The organism is Corynebacterium sp. ACRPS (genome assembly GCF_022346005.1).
GTDB lineage: Bacteria > Actinomycetota > Actinomycetes > Mycobacteriales > Mycobacteriaceae > Corynebacterium.
On record NZ_JAKRMY010000001.1, the window covers coordinates 1 to 18,695 of the forward strand.

At 58.1% G+C, this 18,695-nt stretch carries 18 protein-coding genes and 2 pseudogenes; 7 read left to right on the forward strand and 13 right to left on the reverse strand.

Annotated elements, in window-relative coordinates:
- Positions 1 to 170: 170 nt before the first annotated feature.
- Positions 171 to 362, forward strand: a pseudogene (locus MHX65_RS00005) (IS110 family transposase); the annotation flags it as partial.
- 169 nt (positions 363 to 531) lie between these two features.
- On the opposite strand, the pseudogene MHX65_RS00010 reads toward MHX65_RS00005, so the two are convergent.
- Positions 532 to 1,704: pseudogene (locus MHX65_RS00010) on the reverse strand (IS3 family transposase); the annotation flags it as partial.
- Positions 1,705 to 2,340: 636 nt separating this feature from the next.
- Between MHX65_RS00010 and MHX65_RS00015 the strand changes: the two are divergent.
- Genes MHX65_RS00015 through MHX65_RS00030 form a run of 4 tightly spaced genes read left to right on the forward strand, consistent with a single transcriptional unit; the run spans position 2,341 to position 5,774 of the window.
- On the forward strand, positions 2,341 to 3,177 hold the full coding sequence (locus tag MHX65_RS00015; RefSeq protein ID WP_239267614.1) for a DUF368 domain-containing protein: 837 nt from the start codon (positions 2,341 to 2,343) through the stop codon (positions 3,175 to 3,177).
- A complete protein-coding gene (locus MHX65_RS00020) occupies positions 3,177 to 4,064 on the forward strand; it encodes an ABC transporter substrate-binding protein (RefSeq protein WP_239267616.1) in 888 nt (295 codons plus the stop codon). Before MHX65_RS00015 ends, MHX65_RS00020 begins: the two co-directional genes overlap by 1 nt.
- Entirely contained in the window at positions 4,057 to 5,010 is a 954-nt protein-coding gene (locus tag MHX65_RS00025; RefSeq protein ID WP_239267978.1) for an amino acid ABC transporter permease, read from the forward strand. The genes MHX65_RS00020 and MHX65_RS00025 overlap by 8 nt, the downstream gene beginning before the upstream one ends.
- Positions 5,010 to 5,774 (forward strand): amino acid ABC transporter ATP-binding protein, encoded by a 765-nt coding sequence (locus MHX65_RS00030; RefSeq protein ID WP_284849490.1) that lies wholly within the window; start codon positions 5,010 to 5,012, stop codon positions 5,772 to 5,774. The genes MHX65_RS00025 and MHX65_RS00030 overlap by 1 nt, the downstream gene beginning before the upstream one ends.
- A gap of 28 nt (positions 5,775 to 5,802) precedes the next feature.
- Here the strand turns inward: MHX65_RS00030 and MHX65_RS00035 are convergent, their stop codons facing one another.
- The 8 genes from MHX65_RS00035 to MHX65_RS00070 are packed head-to-tail and all read right to left on the reverse strand — an operon-like array spanning position 5,803 to position 13,037.
- Positions 5,803 to 6,549, reverse strand: a complete 747-nt coding sequence (locus tag MHX65_RS00035) for a sulfite exporter TauE/SafE family protein (RefSeq protein ID WP_239267618.1) — start codon at positions 6,547 to 6,549, stop codon at positions 5,803 to 5,805.
- Entirely contained in the window at positions 6,546 to 7,019 is a 474-nt protein-coding gene (gene coaD / locus MHX65_RS00040; RefSeq protein ID WP_023031110.1) for a pantetheine-phosphate adenylyltransferase, read from the reverse strand. The genes MHX65_RS00035 and coaD overlap by 4 nt, the downstream gene beginning before the upstream one ends.
- A gap of 15 nt (positions 7,020 to 7,034) precedes the next feature.
- The gene (gene rsmD, locus MHX65_RS00045; RefSeq protein ID WP_239267620.1) at positions 7,035 to 7,628 is read right to left on the reverse strand and encodes a 16S rRNA (guanine(966)-N(2))-methyltransferase RsmD; all 594 of its coding nucleotides are present in this window, start codon (positions 7,626 to 7,628) and stop codon (positions 7,035 to 7,037) included.
- Positions 7,629 to 7,841: an acetyl-CoA carboxylase biotin carboxyl carrier protein subunit gene (locus MHX65_RS00050; RefSeq protein ID WP_239267622.1), complete on the reverse strand. Its 213-nt coding sequence runs from the start codon at positions 7,839 to 7,841 to the stop codon at positions 7,629 to 7,631.
- A 19-nt stretch (positions 7,842 to 7,860) separates the two neighbouring features.
- Positions 7,861 to 9,993, reverse strand: a complete 2,133-nt coding sequence (locus MHX65_RS00055; RefSeq protein WP_239267624.1) for an ATP-dependent DNA helicase RecG — start codon at positions 9,991 to 9,993, stop codon at positions 7,861 to 7,863.
- 2 nt (positions 9,994 to 9,995) lie between these two features.
- Positions 9,996 to 11,348, reverse strand: coding sequence for a DAK2 domain-containing protein (locus MHX65_RS00060; RefSeq protein WP_239267626.1), 1,353 nt, complete (start codon positions 11,346 to 11,348; stop codon positions 9,996 to 9,998).
- A gap of 10 nt (positions 11,349 to 11,358) precedes the next feature.
- The gene (locus tag MHX65_RS00065) at positions 11,359 to 11,997 is read right to left on the reverse strand and encodes a uracil-DNA glycosylase (protein ID WP_239267628.1); all 639 of its coding nucleotides are present in this window, start codon (positions 11,995 to 11,997) and stop codon (positions 11,359 to 11,361) included.
- Positions 11,998 to 11,999: 2 nt separating this feature from the next.
- Positions 12,000 to 13,037 carry a thiamine-phosphate kinase gene (locus MHX65_RS00070; protein WP_239267630.1) on the reverse strand — a complete coding sequence of 346 codons (1,038 nt, stop codon included), beginning with the start codon at positions 13,035 to 13,037 and terminating at the stop codon, positions 12,000 to 12,002.
- Between MHX65_RS00070 and MHX65_RS00075 the strand changes: the two genes are divergently transcribed.
- Positions 12,985 to 13,884, forward strand: coding sequence for a DUF3515 domain-containing protein (locus MHX65_RS00075; RefSeq protein ID WP_239267633.1), 900 nt, complete (start codon positions 12,985 to 12,987; stop codon positions 13,882 to 13,884). The two genes, MHX65_RS00070 and MHX65_RS00075, sit on opposite strands and share 53 nt — an antisense overlap.
- 14 nt (positions 13,885 to 13,898) lie before the next feature.
- Here the strand turns inward: MHX65_RS00075 and MHX65_RS00080 are convergent, their stop codons facing one another.
- Together MHX65_RS00080 and MHX65_RS00085 are read right to left on the reverse strand one after the other, a co-directional pair.
- Positions 13,899 to 14,966: a D-alanine--D-alanine ligase family protein gene (locus MHX65_RS00080; RefSeq protein WP_239267635.1), complete on the reverse strand. Its 1,068-nt coding sequence runs from the start codon at positions 14,964 to 14,966 to the stop codon at positions 13,899 to 13,901.
- Positions 14,967 to 14,988: 22 nt separating this feature from the next.
- Complete coding sequence (locus tag MHX65_RS00085) at positions 14,989 to 15,987, reverse strand: NAD(P)H-dependent glycerol-3-phosphate dehydrogenase (RefSeq protein ID WP_239267637.1); 999 nt, start codon at positions 15,985 to 15,987, stop codon at positions 14,989 to 14,991.
- A 149-nt stretch (positions 15,988 to 16,136) separates the two neighbouring features.
- Between MHX65_RS00085 and MHX65_RS00090 the strand changes: the two genes are divergently transcribed.
- Positions 16,137 to 17,135, forward strand: a complete 999-nt coding sequence (locus MHX65_RS00090) for an NUDIX hydrolase (RefSeq protein WP_239267639.1) — start codon at positions 16,137 to 16,139, stop codon at positions 17,133 to 17,135.
- 29 nt (positions 17,136 to 17,164) lie between these two features.
- On the opposite strand, the gene MHX65_RS00095 is transcribed toward MHX65_RS00090, so the two are convergent.
- Together MHX65_RS00095 and leuD are read right to left on the reverse strand one after the other, a co-directional pair.
- On the reverse strand, positions 17,165 to 17,953 hold the full coding sequence (locus MHX65_RS00095) for a hypothetical protein (protein ID WP_239267641.1): 789 nt from the start codon (positions 17,951 to 17,953) through the stop codon (positions 17,165 to 17,167).
- 136 nt (positions 17,954 to 18,089) lie between these two features.
- Positions 18,090 to 18,680 (reverse strand): 3-isopropylmalate dehydratase small subunit, encoded by a 591-nt coding sequence (gene leuD / locus MHX65_RS00100; RefSeq protein ID WP_239267643.1) that lies wholly within the window; start codon positions 18,678 to 18,680, stop codon positions 18,090 to 18,092.
- Between the last annotated feature and the right edge of the window lie 15 nt (positions 18,681 to 18,695).

An 18,695-nucleotide genomic window follows, 5' to 3' on the forward strand; every position in this document is an offset into this window, starting at 1 on the left:
AACGAGACTGCGTCGCGCTTGAACTGCTCGGTGTAGGTCTTGCGTGGCATGGTGGAAAGGTACCTCACTTCCCCAGCGAGATGCTGGTTTCAAGGTGTCCACCATCTGGGGGTCAGGTCCGTCTCGCTAAATAGAGCCGACAACAAAAACTAAAGAACGCCCTATGACAATCATCTTTTGCATCCATCAGATTCCACGAGCGTTCACGCCAATTCTATGAACGAAAGCGCAATGAAGGCAAAAGACACAACGCCGCAGTAGTAGCACTCGCCCGCAGACGACTCAACGTCCTTTACGCCATGATGCGCAACTACGAGTATTACCACGACCCCGCCCCCGCAAAAGAAGCCGCAGCAGCTTAACCCCTAACAGTGAAACAAGCCGCCTGGAAAAATCCCAGTCGGCTACCAGTCGCGCGCAAAACAACACACCTAAAAATCCCGAGTTAGGGATCCGCCCCCGTCCACCCCACCCGCGAGATTGACAAACTACATAGGAACACCCCCGGAAAGTAGACACGTCGGAGGGTAGCTATGCTACTAGGCTCAATGTAGCTGAATTAAGTGCTTCGAAGTCATCGGGGGCTTGAAAGTTGCACCAGGAGTGTCGTCTGCGCGTGTTGTAGCGTATGCACCACCGGAAGACTTCCTGGCGGCAGCTGATTGGACTTTCGAAGACTTTCCAATCACGCAGGACTTCACGCTTGAAAGCGGCGTTAAACGATTCTGCTAGGGCGTTATCGGTACTTGTACCCACCGCTCCCATGGATTGGCGCACACCAAGCTGGGCGCAGTGGTCCCTAAATGCCTGCGATGTGTAAACACTGCCGTAATCGGAATGGAAAATTGCCCCTGTAAGGCTTCCGCGGACCTTTCTAGCATGAGACAAAGCTTCGATAACCAGCGATACCCGCATGCGATCCGCGAGTGCATGGCCAACGAGCTTGCGCGAGTAGGCGTCGATGACTGTGGCCAGGTACATATTCTTGCCGCCCTTACACGGCAGGTACGTAATGTCGCCTACGTACACGTGGTTGGGCCTGTCCGCAGTGAATTTGCGGCCTACTAAATCTGGCATGGCTCGGTCGCCAGGCTTACGCCGAGTGGTGATGCATCGACGCTGTTTCGAAAAGCCTTTAAGCCCCATGGATTTCATGATGCGTGCGACCTTCTTGTGATTGATTGGGCGAATGCCCGAATCGTTGTTGAGGCTTGCAGCGATGCGTTTAGCACCATAAAGCCCGTGCTCATCATCGAAGATGGTCTTGATTCTTGCGCCAATAAGAGCATCGGAACACGTCTTTAACCTGCGATTTTCGCGGGTGTTGAGCCATTTGTAGAATGAGGATCGATTGAGCTTTAACACGTGGCACATCCGTGTGAGCCGAGTACTCGGTTCGGTGGTCATAGACAAACTGGAAGCGGATTACCAGCGTGTCTCTTTGGCAAAATACTTCGCGGCCTTGCGCAGGATGTCGCGTTCTTCGCGCAGCTTCGCGTTCTCTCTTTCTAACTGACAGATCCGCTCTGAATCAGTCATCACTTGAGCTTCATCGCGCAGGGTCTTCGTGCGGGCACGTTTGCCGGTGCCGTACTGCTTGATCCAAGAATAAAGTGAGGAACGATTGACTCCTAGCTCTGCTGAAGCCACGTGAAGTGAGAGGTCCTCATTATTTTCGCAGAGGGCCACAGCATCACGTTTGAAGTGTTAGGAATACCTAGGCATGGTGGTAGATTACCTTTCTTCCCAACCCAACCGGGCTGGATATCAGGTGTCTACCTAACAGGGGTCAGGTCCTTTTGCTACTTTTTGCCGCAATGGGGTTCCTTTCTAACTTTGGATGTTTTTATCAGTATTGGTTTTGTGAGATTTTTGGGTATTGGCGTTGTCAAATCGTTGTCGCAAAACGTGGCAACATAAATTACTCCCTGGTCAGACCCTTACATTACGTTAGTTGGTGTGAGTTCGAGTCTCACCAGAGGCACATTTCAACCCCGCTTCCTTCCGGATAAATATCCACGGAGGAAGCGGGGTTTCGTCATGCCACCTTGTTTATCTTGCTGCTGCCTCGATTGTGCGTATATCCTTCCACGAATTGCATATTTACACAACGCTCGAGAAGCATAGCCGTTGCAAAATAACACGTTCTTCCCTCGAGACTTTAAGCACAAGCCCATCTCATATAAGGTAGATAACCGTTAAAGTAATGAAAGATATGCAGACTTAAACCACCGCGGGCGATGGTGCACCACGCCGTTCGGTCTTGAGCCACGAGTTTTTGGCACCCCGAGTGGCCCGTCAACCGCAGTCATGTCTTATACCCAGGTAGATTTTTAATTTATGCACTATATTTTGAACGCCATTCGTGGCGCCCTCATCGGTATGGCCGAGCTGGTTCCCGGCATCTCCGGCGGAACCGTCGCCCTCATCGTGGGGATTTATGAGCGCGCCGTCCGCAATGCCAATGACCTCATTTCCGGCAACTTTAAAAAGGTCGAGTGGTCCTTTCTGGGCTCTGTCGCCGTCGGCATGCTGATCGCCGTCTTTGGCTTTTCCACGCTCCTATCCAACTTCGTCGACAACAACGTCTCTGCCTCCAGCGCACTCTTTTTAGGCATGGTGGTCATCTCCATCATCGTTCCGCTATCCATGTTGTCCAAGGCTGAGCGCACCGCCCCCTCCTCCATCATCGCGTTTATCGCTGCTGCGGTCGTAATTTTCATCGTCACGGGCTTTACCTCCGAGCCGCAGAATGACCCGAGCCTCATCGTGGTCTTCTTTGCGGCAGCGATTGCTGTATGCGCGCTAATCCTGCCGGGCATTTCCGGTTCGCTCATTTTGCTAACTATGGGGCTGTACCAGCCGATCATCGGCGCGGTATCAGACCGCGAGTTGGGCACCATGGGTGTTTTTGCATTAGGCGCCCTGTGCGGACTCGCCGCCTTCATCAAGTTGCTCAACTATTTGCTCAGCAGCCACCGCGCCCCCACCTTGGCCGCGATGGCGGGCTTCATGCTGGGCTCCCTGCGCGCCTTGTGGCCGTGGGGTGCAGACCAGGATGCCTCTTCGGGCGCCATCATCGGATACTTCATCCTCGGTGCCATTATCGTGTCCGTCTTCATCTACGTAGACCGCAGGAACGCGCGTGCCATTGGGGAAAGGACGGCGGAATATTAATGCCCTGGGCGATTAATCATCGACCACTCACGGCTGTCGTTATGGCGTGCGTACTCCCCTTGAGCGCGTGCGTGGTCAACGAGGAGGATTCGACTCCAGAGGGCTGGGAGGAACCACAGACCAGCGAGGTTCCCGAGATCGCCGCGATGTACCACGACGATGACGGCGTGCTGACGGCGGGAACGAACCCGCCCTATGCCCCGTTTCAGCTCAAGGACTCCCACGGAGATCTGCAGGGCGTAGAGCTCGACCTTGCCCGCGCCGTAGCCGGGGTGCTGGGTCTGAAATTCCAGGCCCTGGAGCAAGACTTCTCCATGATCCTGCCGGCGGTACAGTCCGGCCAGATAGACATGGGAGCCTCCGGGTTTACGGATACGGCCGATCGCCGCGATGAGTTCGACTTCGTGGATCACCTCTATGCGGGCATCCAGTGGGCAGAGCTTGTCGATGGCCCCAATATGGTCGATCCCCAAAACCCTTGCGGTTTGACCGTCGCCGTGCAGCGCACCACCGTGTCCGAGACCGACGATGTACGCCCCAAGCAAGAGGCCTGCGACGGCGATCTCACCGTCTTGTCCTATGACACTGGGGATAACGCCGCGCTCGCCGTCCTGATGGGCCGCGCCGATGCCCTATCCGCAGACTCGCCGGTAACGGCTTGGGCGGTCAATCGCTCCGAGGGAAAGATGCGCGCAGTGGGCGATATGTTCCAGGCCTCTCCTTATGGCTTCGCGGTTCCGAAGGACTCGGACTTGGGCAAGGCCTCGGCTGCAGCCCTCCAGCATCTTATCGATACCGGTGAGTACGCGGAGATCTTGGCCCGCTGGGGAATTGAGGATGGATTAGTAGACCAGGCGATGATTAATGAAAGGCCCATCAATGGTTAACGAGCACAAAGACACAGCCGGCCCTACGGCACAGCAGGAGGCACCCGCCAAGGTTGAAGCCCGGCCTCTGCGCCACCCCTGGCGGTGGATTTTTGCCGCTGTACTGTTGATCCTCGGCCTGTGGTTTGTCATAGCCTCCGCGCGCAACGAGGCCTTTGGGTGGGATACGTACTTCCAGTATCTCTTTGACCGGCGCATCGCCATCGCCTCCCTGCATACGATTGCGATCACCATCTTGTCCATGATCATTGGCGTGGTAGGCGGCGCCATCCTCGCCGTGATGCGCATGTCGCCCAATCCCATCCTGCGTGCCATTTCCTGGATCTTCTTGTGGATTTTTCGCGGCACCCCGATTTATGTCCAGCTGGTTTTCTGGGGCTTGCTCTCCGCGATTTACCAGTCCATCAACTTGGGCTTTGCAGAGGTTTCCCTGCAAAGCGTGTTGACCAATGCCTTCTTCTTGGCGGTCATGGGCTTGGGACTCAATGAGGCCGCCTATATGGCCGAAATCGTGCGCTCGGGCATTTCCTCAGTGCCGGAAGGACAAAAGGAAGCCTCCAAGGCCCTCGGCATGTCTTGGTGGATGACCATGCGGCGCACCGTATTGCCGCAGGCGATGCGCATCATCATCCCGCCGACAGGCAATGAGTTCATTTCCCTGCTCAAGACCTCGTCACTGGTGGTGGCCATCCCCTATACCCACGAGATCTTCGGCCGCGCCACGGACATTTCCGCAGCCCTCTTCCAGCCCATTCCGCTCTTGATGGTCGCCGCCTCGTGGTACTTGGTCATTACTTCCCTGCTCATGGTGGGCCAGTATTTCCTCGAGCGCCACTTTGAGCGCGGCGCCACCCGCGAGCTCACCGGGCGCCAACTTGCCGCGCTTGCCGATGCCGAAGGTACTATCCCCCGCAACGTCTCCGTAATCCAGGAGGGTAAAAACTAATGACTACTCCCATGATTTCCGCCCAGAATGTGCACAAATCCTTCGGGCAATTCGAGGTGCTCAAGGGTATTGACTTAGAGGTCCAACCCGGCGAGGTTGCCTGCCTTTTAGGTCCTTCCGGTTCCGGTAAGTCGACCTTCCTGCGCTGCGTTAACCACCTGGATAAGGCCACGGCGGGCCGCCTTTATGTCGATGGTGAGCTCATTGGTTACCGCGAAAAGAATGGAATCCTCTACGAAATCAGTGAGAAGCAGGCTGCGCAGCAGCGCTCCGATATCGGCATGGTATTCCAGTCTTTTAACCTCTTCCCCCACCGCACGGTGATTGAAAACATCATTGAAGCACCGATGCAGGTTAAGAAGATGCCAGAGGATAAGGCCCGGAAGCGTGCCATGGAGCTATTAGATGAGGTGGGACTTGCGGCGAAGGCCGATAATTACCCGGTCCAGCTGTCCGGTGGCCAGCAGCAGCGCGTGGCCATTGCTCGCGCCGTGGCGATGGACCCCAAGCTCATGCTTTTCGATGAACCTACTTCCGCCCTCGATCCCGAGCTCGTCGGCGAGGTCCTTCGCGTGATGAAGGATCTCGCGGCCCAGGGCATGACCATGCTCGTGGTGACCCATGAGATGGGCTTTGCGCGCGAGGTCGCCGATAAAATTTTCTTCATGGACAGCGGCGTAGTCCTAGAGTCCGGTACCCCGGCTGAAGTGCTCGAAACCCCACAGCAGCCGCGCACCAAGGAGTTCTTATCCTCCCTGCTTTAGGTGGGCTTCGCGCGGTGCCGGCCGCGCCCTAGGAACCGTAGGTGACGATGCCGCGAATCAGTGCACTGAGTGCACCGAGGCTTGCTACCGATAGCGACAGTGCGCGCGCGATATTCCTGGAGACTACATGCGCGATGCGCGTGCCCAGCCAGATGCCGATAAACATGCCGGCAATGCCTGCGGGCCAAATGATCCAGGGCAAGCCATCAAATGTCGCTGCACCGAGCGCCGTCTTGGTGATAACGGAAAAGAGCCCGCCCACCACAAAAATCGGCTGCAAGGTCGCTGTATACATGGCTTGCGGCCATTTGGCTGCCTGGGCGTAGACGGTAATGACCGGGCCTGCCACTCCCGCCAAAGTATTGGTAAATCCGCCAAGAATGCCCGCAGAAATGGCCGGGCCCTTGCCCTCCATCGGCGGGACGAACCTAGCGCCGTAGGTCACCACCGCCAAGGCGATAAGAAGCGCTGCACCCACCACTATCAATAGGCCTGCGGTATCGATCTTGCTAATCAACGCCGCGGCCGCCAGAGAACCGATAATCATCACGGGCGCGATGAGCCCGAACATTCTCCAGCTCACATTGCGGCGGACAGTCACCGTGGTCAGCAGCGCATTGACCGCCGCCAAGACGTTGATCACGAGGATGCCTTCTACTGGGCCCATCACCAACATAAGAATGGGCCCGCCGATGAGGCCAAGCCCCATGCCGGAGACGCGTTGCAGCGTGGATCCCGCAACAACGACGGCAAAAATAGTCAGCGCCAATATCATCGGCGGTATTTTTCTTTCACCGCTTGAACTACCGGATCCGGAAGCATCCCGGTGACCTCACCGCCGAATTGCGCGACCTGTTTGCACAGCGATGAGCTGATGTAGCCGTACTTTTCATCGGTAAGCAAAAAGACCGTATCGATGCCAGATAAACGCCGGTTCATCTGGGCCATCGGCAGTTCATATTCATAGTCCAGGGAAGAACGCAGCCCCTTGACCAAAACGTCGACGCCGTGCTGCGAGGTATAGTCCACGAGCAGGCCGGACCAGTAGTCCACGTTAATGCGCGCATCCACGCTTTGGCGGATGAGATCCATGCGCTCGTGCACGCTAAATAACCCGGAAGGCTTTTCTGGGTTGCCGGTAACGAGCACCGTAACCTCATCAAACATCTCGCTGGCACGCTCAAAAATATTCACGTGGCCAAGAGTGATGGGATCAAAAGAACCGGGACACACGGCTGTGGTCATACAATATCTCTTTCTCTAGTTATCTAAGGTGTCATCGGCATCGTCAGTACCGGGACGGGTATAGACTGCCATATCCATGCGCGCGATGCCGAAGGTACGCTTCTTTAATTTCTGCCCCGTCGGCGCAAACCCTTCTGGCCAGTCGGTCTCGGGCGATTCAACGTGGCGTTCAATGACCACCATCGCGTTATCCGTCAGCACAGGCTCTACTGCGGCGATGAGCCCGGGGACATCATCAAACGCATAAGGCGGATCGGCTAAAACCAGATCAAAGTAGCCGCGCGGGGCGCTGGCCAAGTACGTTGATACCTTCCGTTCCTCCACGCGGGCACCAGGATGCTTCACCACGCCAATGTTGTGCTTGATGATGGAGACCGCCGCAGGGTTGGACTCCACCAGCACTGCCTCGTCTGCCCCACGGCTTAATGCCTCCAAGCCCAAGGCGCCGGAACCAGCGAATAGGTCAAGCACCTTGGAGCCTGGGAACCCCCAGCGGGCATTCAACGAGGAAAAGAGGCCTTCCCTCGCGCGATCGGCGGTCGGGCGGGTTCCCTCTGCCGGAACTTTAATCGTGCGCCCCCGTGCTTCGCCTGCAATAATCCGCGTCATTTACGCTTCTCCAATCTCCATAATTAAGTCTCCGCCAATAACATCGCTAAAATCCGCCACCGCAATGCGCGAAATCGTCCCTGGACCAGGGGACACGACCGGCGATTCCAGCTTCGTTGCCTCAACGGTAGCGAGCTCCTGACCAGTGCTAATTTTCTCGCCTACATCGACATGGCAGCGAGCGATGCCCGCGAAGGGGGCGTAGATTTTCATACCTATAGCCTATCCCCTCTTAGTTTTTCTCCAAGTATTCCTGCTCGCTTTGGCTCAGATTCCGCGTTAGCTCTTCGGCCAACTGGGGATTGCGCTGGACCATGGCATACGCATCCGCGTGGGTGCGCTCGACAATATCTTGGTCATCTGCAAGGTTGAGCAGCCGCAGCGTCCGGTGCGTACCAGACTGCACCGCACCCAGGATATCGCCCTCGTGGCGTTGCCGAAGGTCTAATTCCGCAAGGTCAAACCCGGACGAGGTCTGGGCGATCTGGGTAATGCGCCGATACGAGGGCGAGTTATCCTCCGCTTTCGTATGCATCAGGCAAATCGATGCATTCCCACCGCGCCCTACGCGCCCGCGCAATTGGTGCAGCTGCGAGACGCCAAAATTCTCCGCTTCTCGGATGAGCATGACCGTGGCGTTGGGAACATCGACGCCCACTTCGATGACCGTGGTGGATACCAAGATATCGATCTCACCCCGGGCAAAAGAGGTCATGACCTCATCCTTATTTGGCATCTTGCCGTGCAAGATATCTACCCGCAGCCCTTTAAACGGGCCGGCGGCAAGCTGTTCTGCCAACTCAAGCACGCCGCCCTCGCCTTCGATGCGCGGACAGACGATATACGCTTGGTGCCCATGCGCCACTTCCTCACGGATGCGCTCGAGCGCCCGCGCCACCCATATGGGCCGCCATTCCGCCACCACGGCAGACTGGATCGGTTTTCTCCCACCGGGTAGCTCGGCGAGCGTCGATACCGCAAGGTCGCCGAAAATCGTCATGGCGATGGTTCGCGGGATAGGAGTTGCCGTCATGACCAAGACGTGGGGGCTAATCCCCTCGCGCGTTTTAGAACGCAGGCTATCGCGTTGTTCCACGCCAAAACGGTGCTGCTCATCCACGATCACCAAACCCAAATCGAAGAACTCGACGGATTCTTGAATGATGGCATGCGTGCCGATGACGATATTCGCCTCACCCGAGACGATATCCAGGAGCGCTTGGCGCTTCTCGGCGGTCCGCATGGAACCGGTTAAGAGCACAACCTTGACGCCTTCTGGCACGGACGTACCAATGGAGGCCGCGTGCTGGGAAGCCAAGACTTCGGTGGGGGCCAGTAGTGCCGCCTGGCTCCCAGCATCGATGGCCTGCAGCATGGCGCAGGTAGCAACCATGGTTTTTCCCGAGCCCACCTCGCCTTGCAACAGGCGCATCATGGGTAAGGAACCGGACAGATCATCGTCGATTTCAGTAATAACCCTGCGCTGGCCTTGCGTGAGCTCAAAGGGAAGATGGGTCAATAACTCTTCGCGGAAACCGCCCAAAATTGCAGGCATCGTCGGCGCCGTGTGCGCATGAGCATCGCGCTGGCGTAGCGCCATGACCAGGCCAATGGAAAGCGCCTCGTTGTACTTGAGGCGCTGAATCGCGCGTTGCGGGCCAGCCGCGCCGGGCTCATGGATTTCGCGCACCGCTTGATCCAGGCTGATAATCATCTGCTGGTCTAAAGGTTCCCTAATGGTTGGGGTGTGGGCGAGCACGTAGTGGATGGCCCCCATGAGGTACCACGAGGTGATCTTCGCCGTGGCGGGATACACCGGGATCCATTCCCGCTCGAGCAATAATTTATCGAGCCGCCCGAATTGGGACAGGTTGCGCAGGGACCCGGTTGCCTTCTGGGACTTTTTCTTCCCCGCCGTTGGCGCCTGTTCACGGTAGGCTGCGAGTTCCCCGTCTGGGCGCCCAAAAGCGTCGATTTCTACGAAATCCGGTTGCTGCAGCTGGGGCTGCTGGCGGAAATATTTCAATTTTCCGCTCATCATCACCCGCTGCCCACGGTGGAGCATCCGCAAGACGTACATGGCATTAAAAAACGTCGCGACGATATGACCATCGAGCTGGACATTGATGATGGTGATCTTGCCCGTATCGCGGGTCGTTATTCCCGTTACGGTTCCGGTTACGGTGACGATATCGCCCTCGGCGGCATCGCCAAGCCCCACGTCTTGATTATGGCGAATGTAATCGCGCGGATAGTGCGCTAAGAGCTCCCCGCAGGTCTTATACCCCAGCGCCTTAGTGATCTTGGTGGCGTCTTTTTTCTCCAAGACATCGGTCAACGGGCGATCATCTTGCCAGCCGAGCATCGCTATTCCACCCCGATCTCGGTAGGAATATCGGGCACCTGCAAGGCCACTACATCGACGCCTAGCTCTGCTGCCAGCTCTTCTTGCGAGATGGCAAGCGGGCTTATAACCGTCACCTGTTCCCCACCGGCGGTAAGCAGCTGGCGGCACGTCTTAGCGATGGCTGCCGCAGATTCTTCTGCCGGGTGCGCCACCCGCATCGAGTGCGCTGCATCGCGCATGGATTCTACGACCGCGGCGGTATCCGCATTATCCGGCTCATAGACGGAGATGGCGGCCAGCCCCGCCGCAAGGGAAGAGATTTCTACTGTATGCGCTGCGGTTGCGTGTTCTTCTAGCCCGCTAGATAACACGATGTCCTGGCCTGCCGCATGGATTGTTTCTCCTGGTTGAACCACCGTCACCCCGGCGGACTGCACCAGCTCGGCCACGGGGCCGGCGGGCACTGCAGCATAGACGGTGCGCGCATGACTAGCATCGGTCTCTTTGCTCCTTGCCGGGGCTTCCGGAAGGGACTCTAGGCGCAAGTTGCTCACCGATCCTGTGGCAAAGGCGGTCTCAATGACCTCACCGGCCTGGGTGGAATGAATGTGGATGGAGGCGCTATCCTCGCCTGCCTGCGCGATGACCAGGCTCGTACCCAAGGAGGCAATCTTTTCTTTCAGCGCCGCGCTATCACCTTCGAAAAAGAAGACCACCTCGAGTTCGGTGACGGTCTCTTGCATGGATTCGGGTGCGTGGCTGGTGGTTCCTTCAATTTCTGCAAGGAGGGCTTCTAAAAGGATGACTAAACCGGCACCGCCTGCATCCACGACCCCGGCTGCACGCAGTTCTGGCAGCTGCGAGGGTGTTTCCGCAAGAGCTTTCTGGGCAGCCGAAATCGTCTCTGCTACGACGCCGTGAAAACTAGATTCGGGTTGCCGCGCGGTGTGCTCCGCCTTTTCTGCTGCACACCGCAATACGGTGATGACCGTGCCTTCCACCGGCTCTGCAATGGCTCGGTCCACGAGCTCTACCGCATGCATGAGGGAGGCGGCAAAGATGGCGCCATCGATGGTGGAATCCACGGTGGCCTCCGCGATCCCGCGCAGGACCTGCGAGAGGACCATTCCGGAATTTCCCCGCGCCCCGCGCACGGCGCCCATCGCAAGCGCGGCCGCAACGTCGCCGCCACCCTTTTCCACCTCGGCGACGGCGGCTTCCATGGTGTGCGCCATATTCGAGCCGGTATCAGAATCCGGCACCGGAAAAACGTTGAGCGCATTGATTTCGGCGCGACGATGGGAAAGCTCGCCTACAGCGCGGTGCGCCCAATTGCGCAATCCGTGAGCGTCCAGCGTACTGGGGTATGACATGCGCAATAGTTTACAAGTCCCACGCGATCTCTCGCGCGCCTTGGTCCCGCAAAAGGGCGTTTGCCCGGGAAAATGGGCGGGAACCAAAGAACCCGCGGCTGGCCGAGAGCGGCGAAGGGTGCGGGGAGGTAATGCAAGGCACATCGGGGAGGAAGCGCTCGCAGGATTGGGCATCGCGGCCCCATAATATGGCGACCATCGGGGTGCGGTTAAGAGCGCGGATGGCGGCTTCGGTCACCTCTTCCCAGCCAATGTGCCGGTGCGAGCCCGCCTGTCCCGGTGCCACGGTTAGCACCCTGTTAAGGAGCAAGACTCCCTGGTCGGCCCAGGCGCTTAGATCGCCGTCCTCGCGCCCGCGAACGCCCACATCGTCATACAGCTCGCGGTAAATATTGACCAGGGACCGCGGGGGTTTAACCCCCTGCTTGGTGGAAAAGGCCATCCCCATCGCGTGGCCCGGGGTGGGATAGGGGTCTTGGCCAACGATGAGCACGCGGACATCGTCAAGCGGCATCTGCAATGCCCTGCACACGTCTTCTGCCGGCGGCAGGTAATCCTGATTGTCCAGCGCCTGAGATATCCGTGGCCACTGCTGCTCCAGCACCGGCGCGAGGACCGGTTCCCACGAGGGATGGTAAGTCGGGTGCATATCTAAAATCCTGCCCACCCTTCTGCATAACGGGGTTGTTTACCATCCACTGTAACGCCGCTGCCGCGCGAGACGGTGCCAATTTCCCGGAACCCCGAAGGCGCCTGCTTTGCGGTGGTTCCAATTAAGGTATGGTCCTCGCCGCCGGCCAGGACCCACTGCCAAGGATCGCAATCGAGGACGGTGGCCGCGGCGTGCAGGAGTGGATCGGGCTGGATGGCATCGGCCTCCAAATCGATGTGGACCCCAGAGCGCTCCGCCATGGTTCCGCAGTCTTGAATCAGTCCATCGGAATTATCGGTCATGGCGGTGACCTCGGCGGCGCGGGCGATAACGCCGCGGCCGGGGCTGAGCCAGGGGGCGCAGTGGGCATCAATAAGTGGGTACAAATCCGCATGCTCTGCCGGCAGGTCGCGGCCAAAGCGCTGCAGCAAAGATAAGCCTGCCGCCGCGTGGCCAATCGCGCCATGGGCTACGACCTTCTGGCCCGCGCGCGCCGCATCAAGGGTCAACGCTGCCCGGCTACCGCCCAAAAAGCCGACGGCGGTGATGTTGATAACCAGCAGGTCCGATTTCGTAATATCTCCGCCCACCAGCTCGGCGTTGTAAAAAGAGCAATGCTCGGCGATGCCCTTAGCCACGCCCCTGACAAAACTCACCGGCGTATCACCCGGTGCGGCGATGGCTAAAAGGGCCGCCACTGGGCGCGCTCCCATGGCCTCGATATCGGCGAAGTTGCGCAGGATGGCCTTTTTGCCTATTTCGCGCGGGGTGGACCATTCCCGCAGGAAGTGCCGGCCATCTACCATCAGATCGGTAGACGCTACCGTGCGCGAATTGGGCGGTGCCGCGAAAAGTACCGCGGCATCATCCCCATTCAAGCTGCTGGGAGCGGCCGCTGTGATTTCTTGAATCACCGCCTGCTCCCCCACGTCCGCGAGAGTCTGACTTAAGTTCACCGGCATCCTTTCGATAAAATGAACCCCTATGACATCCCAATTTAACCGCACCGCGATCCTCATTTCACTTGGGTTGTCCATAGTGATGGTTCTAGCGGTCCTTTTCGGCGCGAAATACGTATTCACAAACACAGCCAAGGCCCCCGTGGCGGTTTCCCCGGTGGATTCCCAGGAGGCCGATTCGCAGGCGTGCACGGACTTTGTGCAGGCGCTTCCCGATGAAGCCATGGGTCAACCGCGCGCCGATATTGCAGAACCCGTCCCCGCCGGCGTTGCCGCTTGGGCCGCTAATTCCCAGGAAAAGGTGACGGCGCGCTGCGGTGTTGCCATGCCCGTCCAGTACACCGATTACTCCACGACGCAAGACGTCGACGGTGAGCAGTGGTTCAAGGTCAAGGATGCGACATCTGGTTCTAGCCTCTCTACCTGGTATTCGACCCAGCGCTTTCCCGTCGTGGCGGTAACGACCTTTAATGATGAAAAGCCGCAGGACCTCAATGAGGCCGTTGCCACCCTGGAGAAAAAGCCAGCCGAGACCCATCCAGCCCCGTTGCGCGATCTTAAGGCGGCAAAAAATGACCGCTGCGCCGCGGTAGAAAAGGCGCTACCGGATGAGATTGCGGATGGCTACCACCGCCGTGAGGTTGACGATAAAGACACCTACGTGTGGAGCTCTGAAGGGCACGAGGACATCGTCGCGCGCTGTGGCGTCGCCCAGCCGGAAAATTACGAGGCTGGCGTGCAGCTCCAGCAGGTCAACGATATTGCCTGGTTTGAGGATACGACCTTGGCCCAAGGCACGACCGCAGGAACCTGGTTTGCGCTCGGCCGCGAGAACTACTTGGCGCTGCACGCCCCGCAGGATTCCGCACAGGCAGCACTGGTAGCCCTAAGCGATATCACCGCGAAGCACGTCCCAGAAAGGTAAAGGAAGCCGCAGACCTACGCGGTCCGGGCCTCTGCGCGTGCGATGAGTACCTCAAGCAGCGTGGGGTACTCCACGCCAGAGGCCGCCAGCACCTGGGGGTACATGGAAATCGGGGTAAATCCCGGCAGGGTATTGACCTCATTGATGTACAGGCCTTCTTCAGTGACGAAGAAATCCACGCGGGAAAGGCCTGCGCAGTTGAGCGCTTTGAAGGCCCGAATCGCCATATCGCGCAATTGCGCCGTGAGTTCTTCTGGGAAAGGCGCGGGAATCTGGGCCGTGACCACGTTATCTAGGTATTTGGTCTCAAAGCCATAGAAGCCCTCATCGGAGTCATCGATGCCCTTGAGCAGCGCCGGCACCGAGGCAATAAGCTCGCCATCCGGGTATTGCAGGACGCCGACCTCTACCTCGCGGCCGACGATTTCTGGCTCGACCAAAATCTTGTCATCGTCTTCCAAGGCAATGCGCACTGCTTCTGGGAAATCCGCCCAGTCGCTTACCTTGGAGACTCCAATCGAGGAGCCCCCGCGGGCAGGCTTGACGAAGACCGGCAGGCCAAGGCGGTCTTTTTCTTCCGCGGTTAATTCCGTGCGGCCCTGCACAATGACCTCTGGTGCCACCGGCAGGCCCGCGGCGGATAAAATCTTTTTGGTAAATTCCTTGTCCATTCCCACCGAGGACGCTAATACGCCTGGGCCCACATAAGGGATTCCGGAGAGCTCGAAAAGCCCCTGCATGGTGCCGTCTTCACCATAAGGCCCATGGAGAATGGGAAAGATAACGTCAACGTGGGCATACAGCGAACCGTCACTAATCGTGCGGATTTCACCCTTACGCGATGGATCCGCAGAAAGCGCCAATTCCGTGCCGCGCTTGACCTCAGGCATGACGCCATCGACAATTTCTAAGCCCTCGGTATCGCCCGGCGTCCACGTACCCTCGCGCGTAATGCCGATGGGCACCACCTCGAATTTTTCCGGATCAAGGTGCTTCATGATTGCGCCTGCGGATACGCAGGACACGGAGTGCTCGGTACTGCGGCCACCGTAAAGGACGGCCACGCGGGTCTTTTCAGTCATGGGCGATGATTTTACCTTTCTGCTACTCCGACTTCTTGGAGCGACCCATAAGGGCGATAATCATATCGTCTACAGCCATGCCCTGATGGCACACTCCGTAGACGGCTTCCGTTATTGGCATCTCTACCCCAGCCTGCTGGGCTAGGCGGAAGATGGAATCAGAGGAAAACACGCCCTCTGCTACCTGGCCATTGGTGGCCGCCTTCGCTTCTTCTAGGCTGCCGCCTTGACCGAGGCGGTAACCGAAGGTCCTATTACGCGAGAGCGTGGAGTTACACGTAGCCACCAAATCGCCCAACCCCGCCAAGCCGGAAAAGGTAAACGGCTCCGCGCCCAAGGCCGTGCCCAGGCGGGTAATCTCCGCTAAGCCGCGGGTAATCATCGTGGCCATAGTGTTATTGCCCAAGCCCTTGCCCGAGGCCATGCCGCAGGCCAAGGCGATGACGTTTTTGCAAGCACCACCGATCTCCGCGCCGATAACATCGGTATTTGTATAGGGCCGCAAGTAGGGCGCGGCGATGGCCGCCTGCACCGCCTTGGCACGCTCTTTGTCAATGCAGGCGATGACCGTGGCCGTAACCTGCCCCTGCGCCACTTCTTTGGCTAGGTTGGGTCCAGATAGCACCGCCACGCGCTGCGGATCTACGTCGGCGGCATCCACGATGACTTCGCTCATGCGCTTGAGCGTGCTGGTTTCTACGCCCTTGGAAATGGAGACCAGCGTGGAATCCTCGGGCAATACGGGCGCCCAGCGCTCCACGTTGGCGCGCAAGGACTGGGATGGCACGCCGAAGACCACGATATCCGCGCCGGAAAGCACCTCTTCCTCATCGTGCGTGGCGCGCAGTGTCTCCGGAAGGTGGATATCCGGCAGGTAATCAGGGTTTGTATGCGTTTCGTTGATCGCTTCCGCCAATTCGGCCCGTCGCGCCCACAGGGTGACATCGTTTCCTGCGTCCGCAAATACCTTGGCCAAGGTGGTGCCCCAGGAACCGGCACCCATTACCGCTACTTTTACCATGGCTTCCTCCAAACGTTTTCCTATTAGTTCCACCTTAAGGCATTTATCGCTCTGGGCGTGGCAAGGATGCGGCAGGGATCTCCCCCGTGGAACAATGATTATGAGGTTAACGCCAATTTTTCAGTCACCGAAGAAAGGCACGAAAAGCTATGCCGAGCGCGAAGAAGATGCACGAGACCGATAAAGATAAAAAGTCCGAAAAATTCATTTCCGGCCGGCATCAAGAAATTCCGGTGGATCCTGCCAAAGAATTTCCCCGCACTACCCTTGCCGCCGGCGCTGTAGTCTGGCGCGGCGACCCCGCGAACCCTGAAATCGCGCTCATTCACCGCCCGCATTACGACGATTGGTCCCTGCCCAAGGGAAAGGTGGATCCAGGCGAATCCCTGCCCACCACCGCGGCGCGCGAAATTGAGGAAGAAACCGGCTTCCAAGTGCGCTTGGGCAAGTTGATTGGCAAGGTCACCTACCCCGTACAGGGGCGCACCAAGGTGGTCTATTACTGGGCGGCGTTCTACCTCAGCGGCACCTATACCCCTAATGATGAGACCGATGAGCTGCGTTGGGTGCCCATTGACCAAGCACAGCAGCTCTTGTCCTATGACGTGGACAACGACGTCGTCGCCAAGGCACAAAAGCGTCTGCAGCTCGCCCCCACAACGCGCGTCTTGTACGTCCGCCACGCCCACGCCCACGACCGCAAGAAGTGGGAGGGCGATGACAACCTGCGGCCTCTGGATAAGAAGGGGCGCCGCCAAGCAGAAATGCTCGTGCCCATGCTGGCGGCCTACCACCCCACCGCGATCTATTCCGCTCGCCCGCATCGGTGCCAGCAAACTGCTGCGCCGCTTGCCGATGAGCTGGGTAAAGACATTGCCATTAATAAGGACTTTGGCGACGAGGTGTGGGAAAAGAATCCGGCGGCTGCCAAGAAGGCTTTCCGTCGCGTCGTAAACGACGGCGGGGTGCCGGTCATTATTAGCCAGGGACAGACCATCCCCGGCATCATCGAGGACTTAGCCCCGCAATTCCTCAAGAAGCCACAGGAGGAATTGAAGTTTAAAAAGGCCTCGGTGTGGGTTTTGTCCTTCAACAATGGTGAATTAACCGGTGCTGATTGCCTTCCCAGCCCCCTGCCTGTGCGCTAAATAGCTCGGGCCGCGCGAGCCCCTAGCCCTTAGCCGCGCATGCCAAGGTTGCGGCGCACGAAGAGGGTGGGGGCTAAGGCCATGAGCCCCGGCAGCACGACAACACCCACCACGGTTGAGCCCAGCGCCATGTAGAGGATGATGAGCGCGATACCGACCAGCAAGGTGGTACCGATGTTCCTCTTTGCGATATCCGCGGAAAGCTTAAAGCAGTCACCCAAGCCTAGGTCTGGGCGCGCTGCCTTGACGGCTGGGACCCACCACCAGAAGAACAGGGCGAAAAGTCCGGGGATTATGAGCAAGACAAAGCCGATGCCGATGACCACGCTAGTGACGAGGTAGGCCAACATGATGCCGCCCATGCCTTTGAACGTGAAGAAATCCCCGAACATCAAATCCTGGCCATTGACCTGCTTATTAGCGGCTTGGTACCAGATTGCATTTGCCCACAGATAGACAATTAACAGGGCTATTACCGCGATGGCGAGTAATAGCACGCCCAGTACGCCGAGGGAACCGTCCAAGGCGGTTCCCTCGGTCGACGCCTCGATGGAAAGGGAGCCGCCGCCGGCGGCAAAGACTACGGCGATGATGAGGTATGCGACGAAAAGGACGACCATTTGCACTAGTGGGGCAAAAAGCCACTGCACCCAATTGCGACCGAAATAGCGGAAACTATCGCCAATAATGTTGACGGCATCGATGTCGCCTGGAGCGGTCGACTCACGAAAATATCCCGGCTGCCCACCTGAGTAGGGCTGTTGGGAGCGGTGATTGTATCCATCATGGTCGCGTGATCCGGAATAAGGCGAAGTCATACCACAGAGAATAATAGATAAACCCAGCTGCACGCTTGCGAAGTCAGTTTTGTTACTCGACCGTTACCCCACCACTGCCCCGGATCATGACGACGGTGGTGTGCGCCCCGGCAAAGCGTGGGGCGCACCTGCTGGATTAGTCCGCGTGAACCGCGGGCTTGAAGCTGGTGCGAGAGTTCTCGAAGCTCGTGATCGCCTCTTCATCGCGCAGCGTGATGCCAATGTCATCGAGGCCTTCCATCAGGCGCCAGCGCGTGTAGTCATCGATGTCGAATGAGTAGGTGTTTTCGCCAATCCGAACGGTGCGCGCCTCCAGATAGACCGTGACTTGGGTTTCCCCGGCCTCCAACTGCTTCCAAATAAGCTCGATGTCTTCTTGTTCCATCAGCCCAGTAAGCAGACCAGACTTTCCCGAGTTACCTCGGAAGATATCCGCAAATCGGGAGGAGAATACTGCTTTGAAACCGTATTCGCGCAAGGCCCATACTGCGTGCTCTCGGGAGGAACCGGTGCCGAAGTCGCGGCCGGCAAAGAGTACGGAGCCGTCCTTAAACTGCTCTTGGTTAAGTACGAAGGTGGAATCAGAGCGCCAGTTGGAAAATAGCCCCTCCGCAAAGCCCGTGCGCTTGACCGATTTGAGGTAGCGCGCGGGGATGATTTGATCCGTATCCACGTTGGACGCCCGCAGCGGGACTCCCGTGCCGGTATGGGTGATAAATTTCTCCATTATTTCAACCTTTCT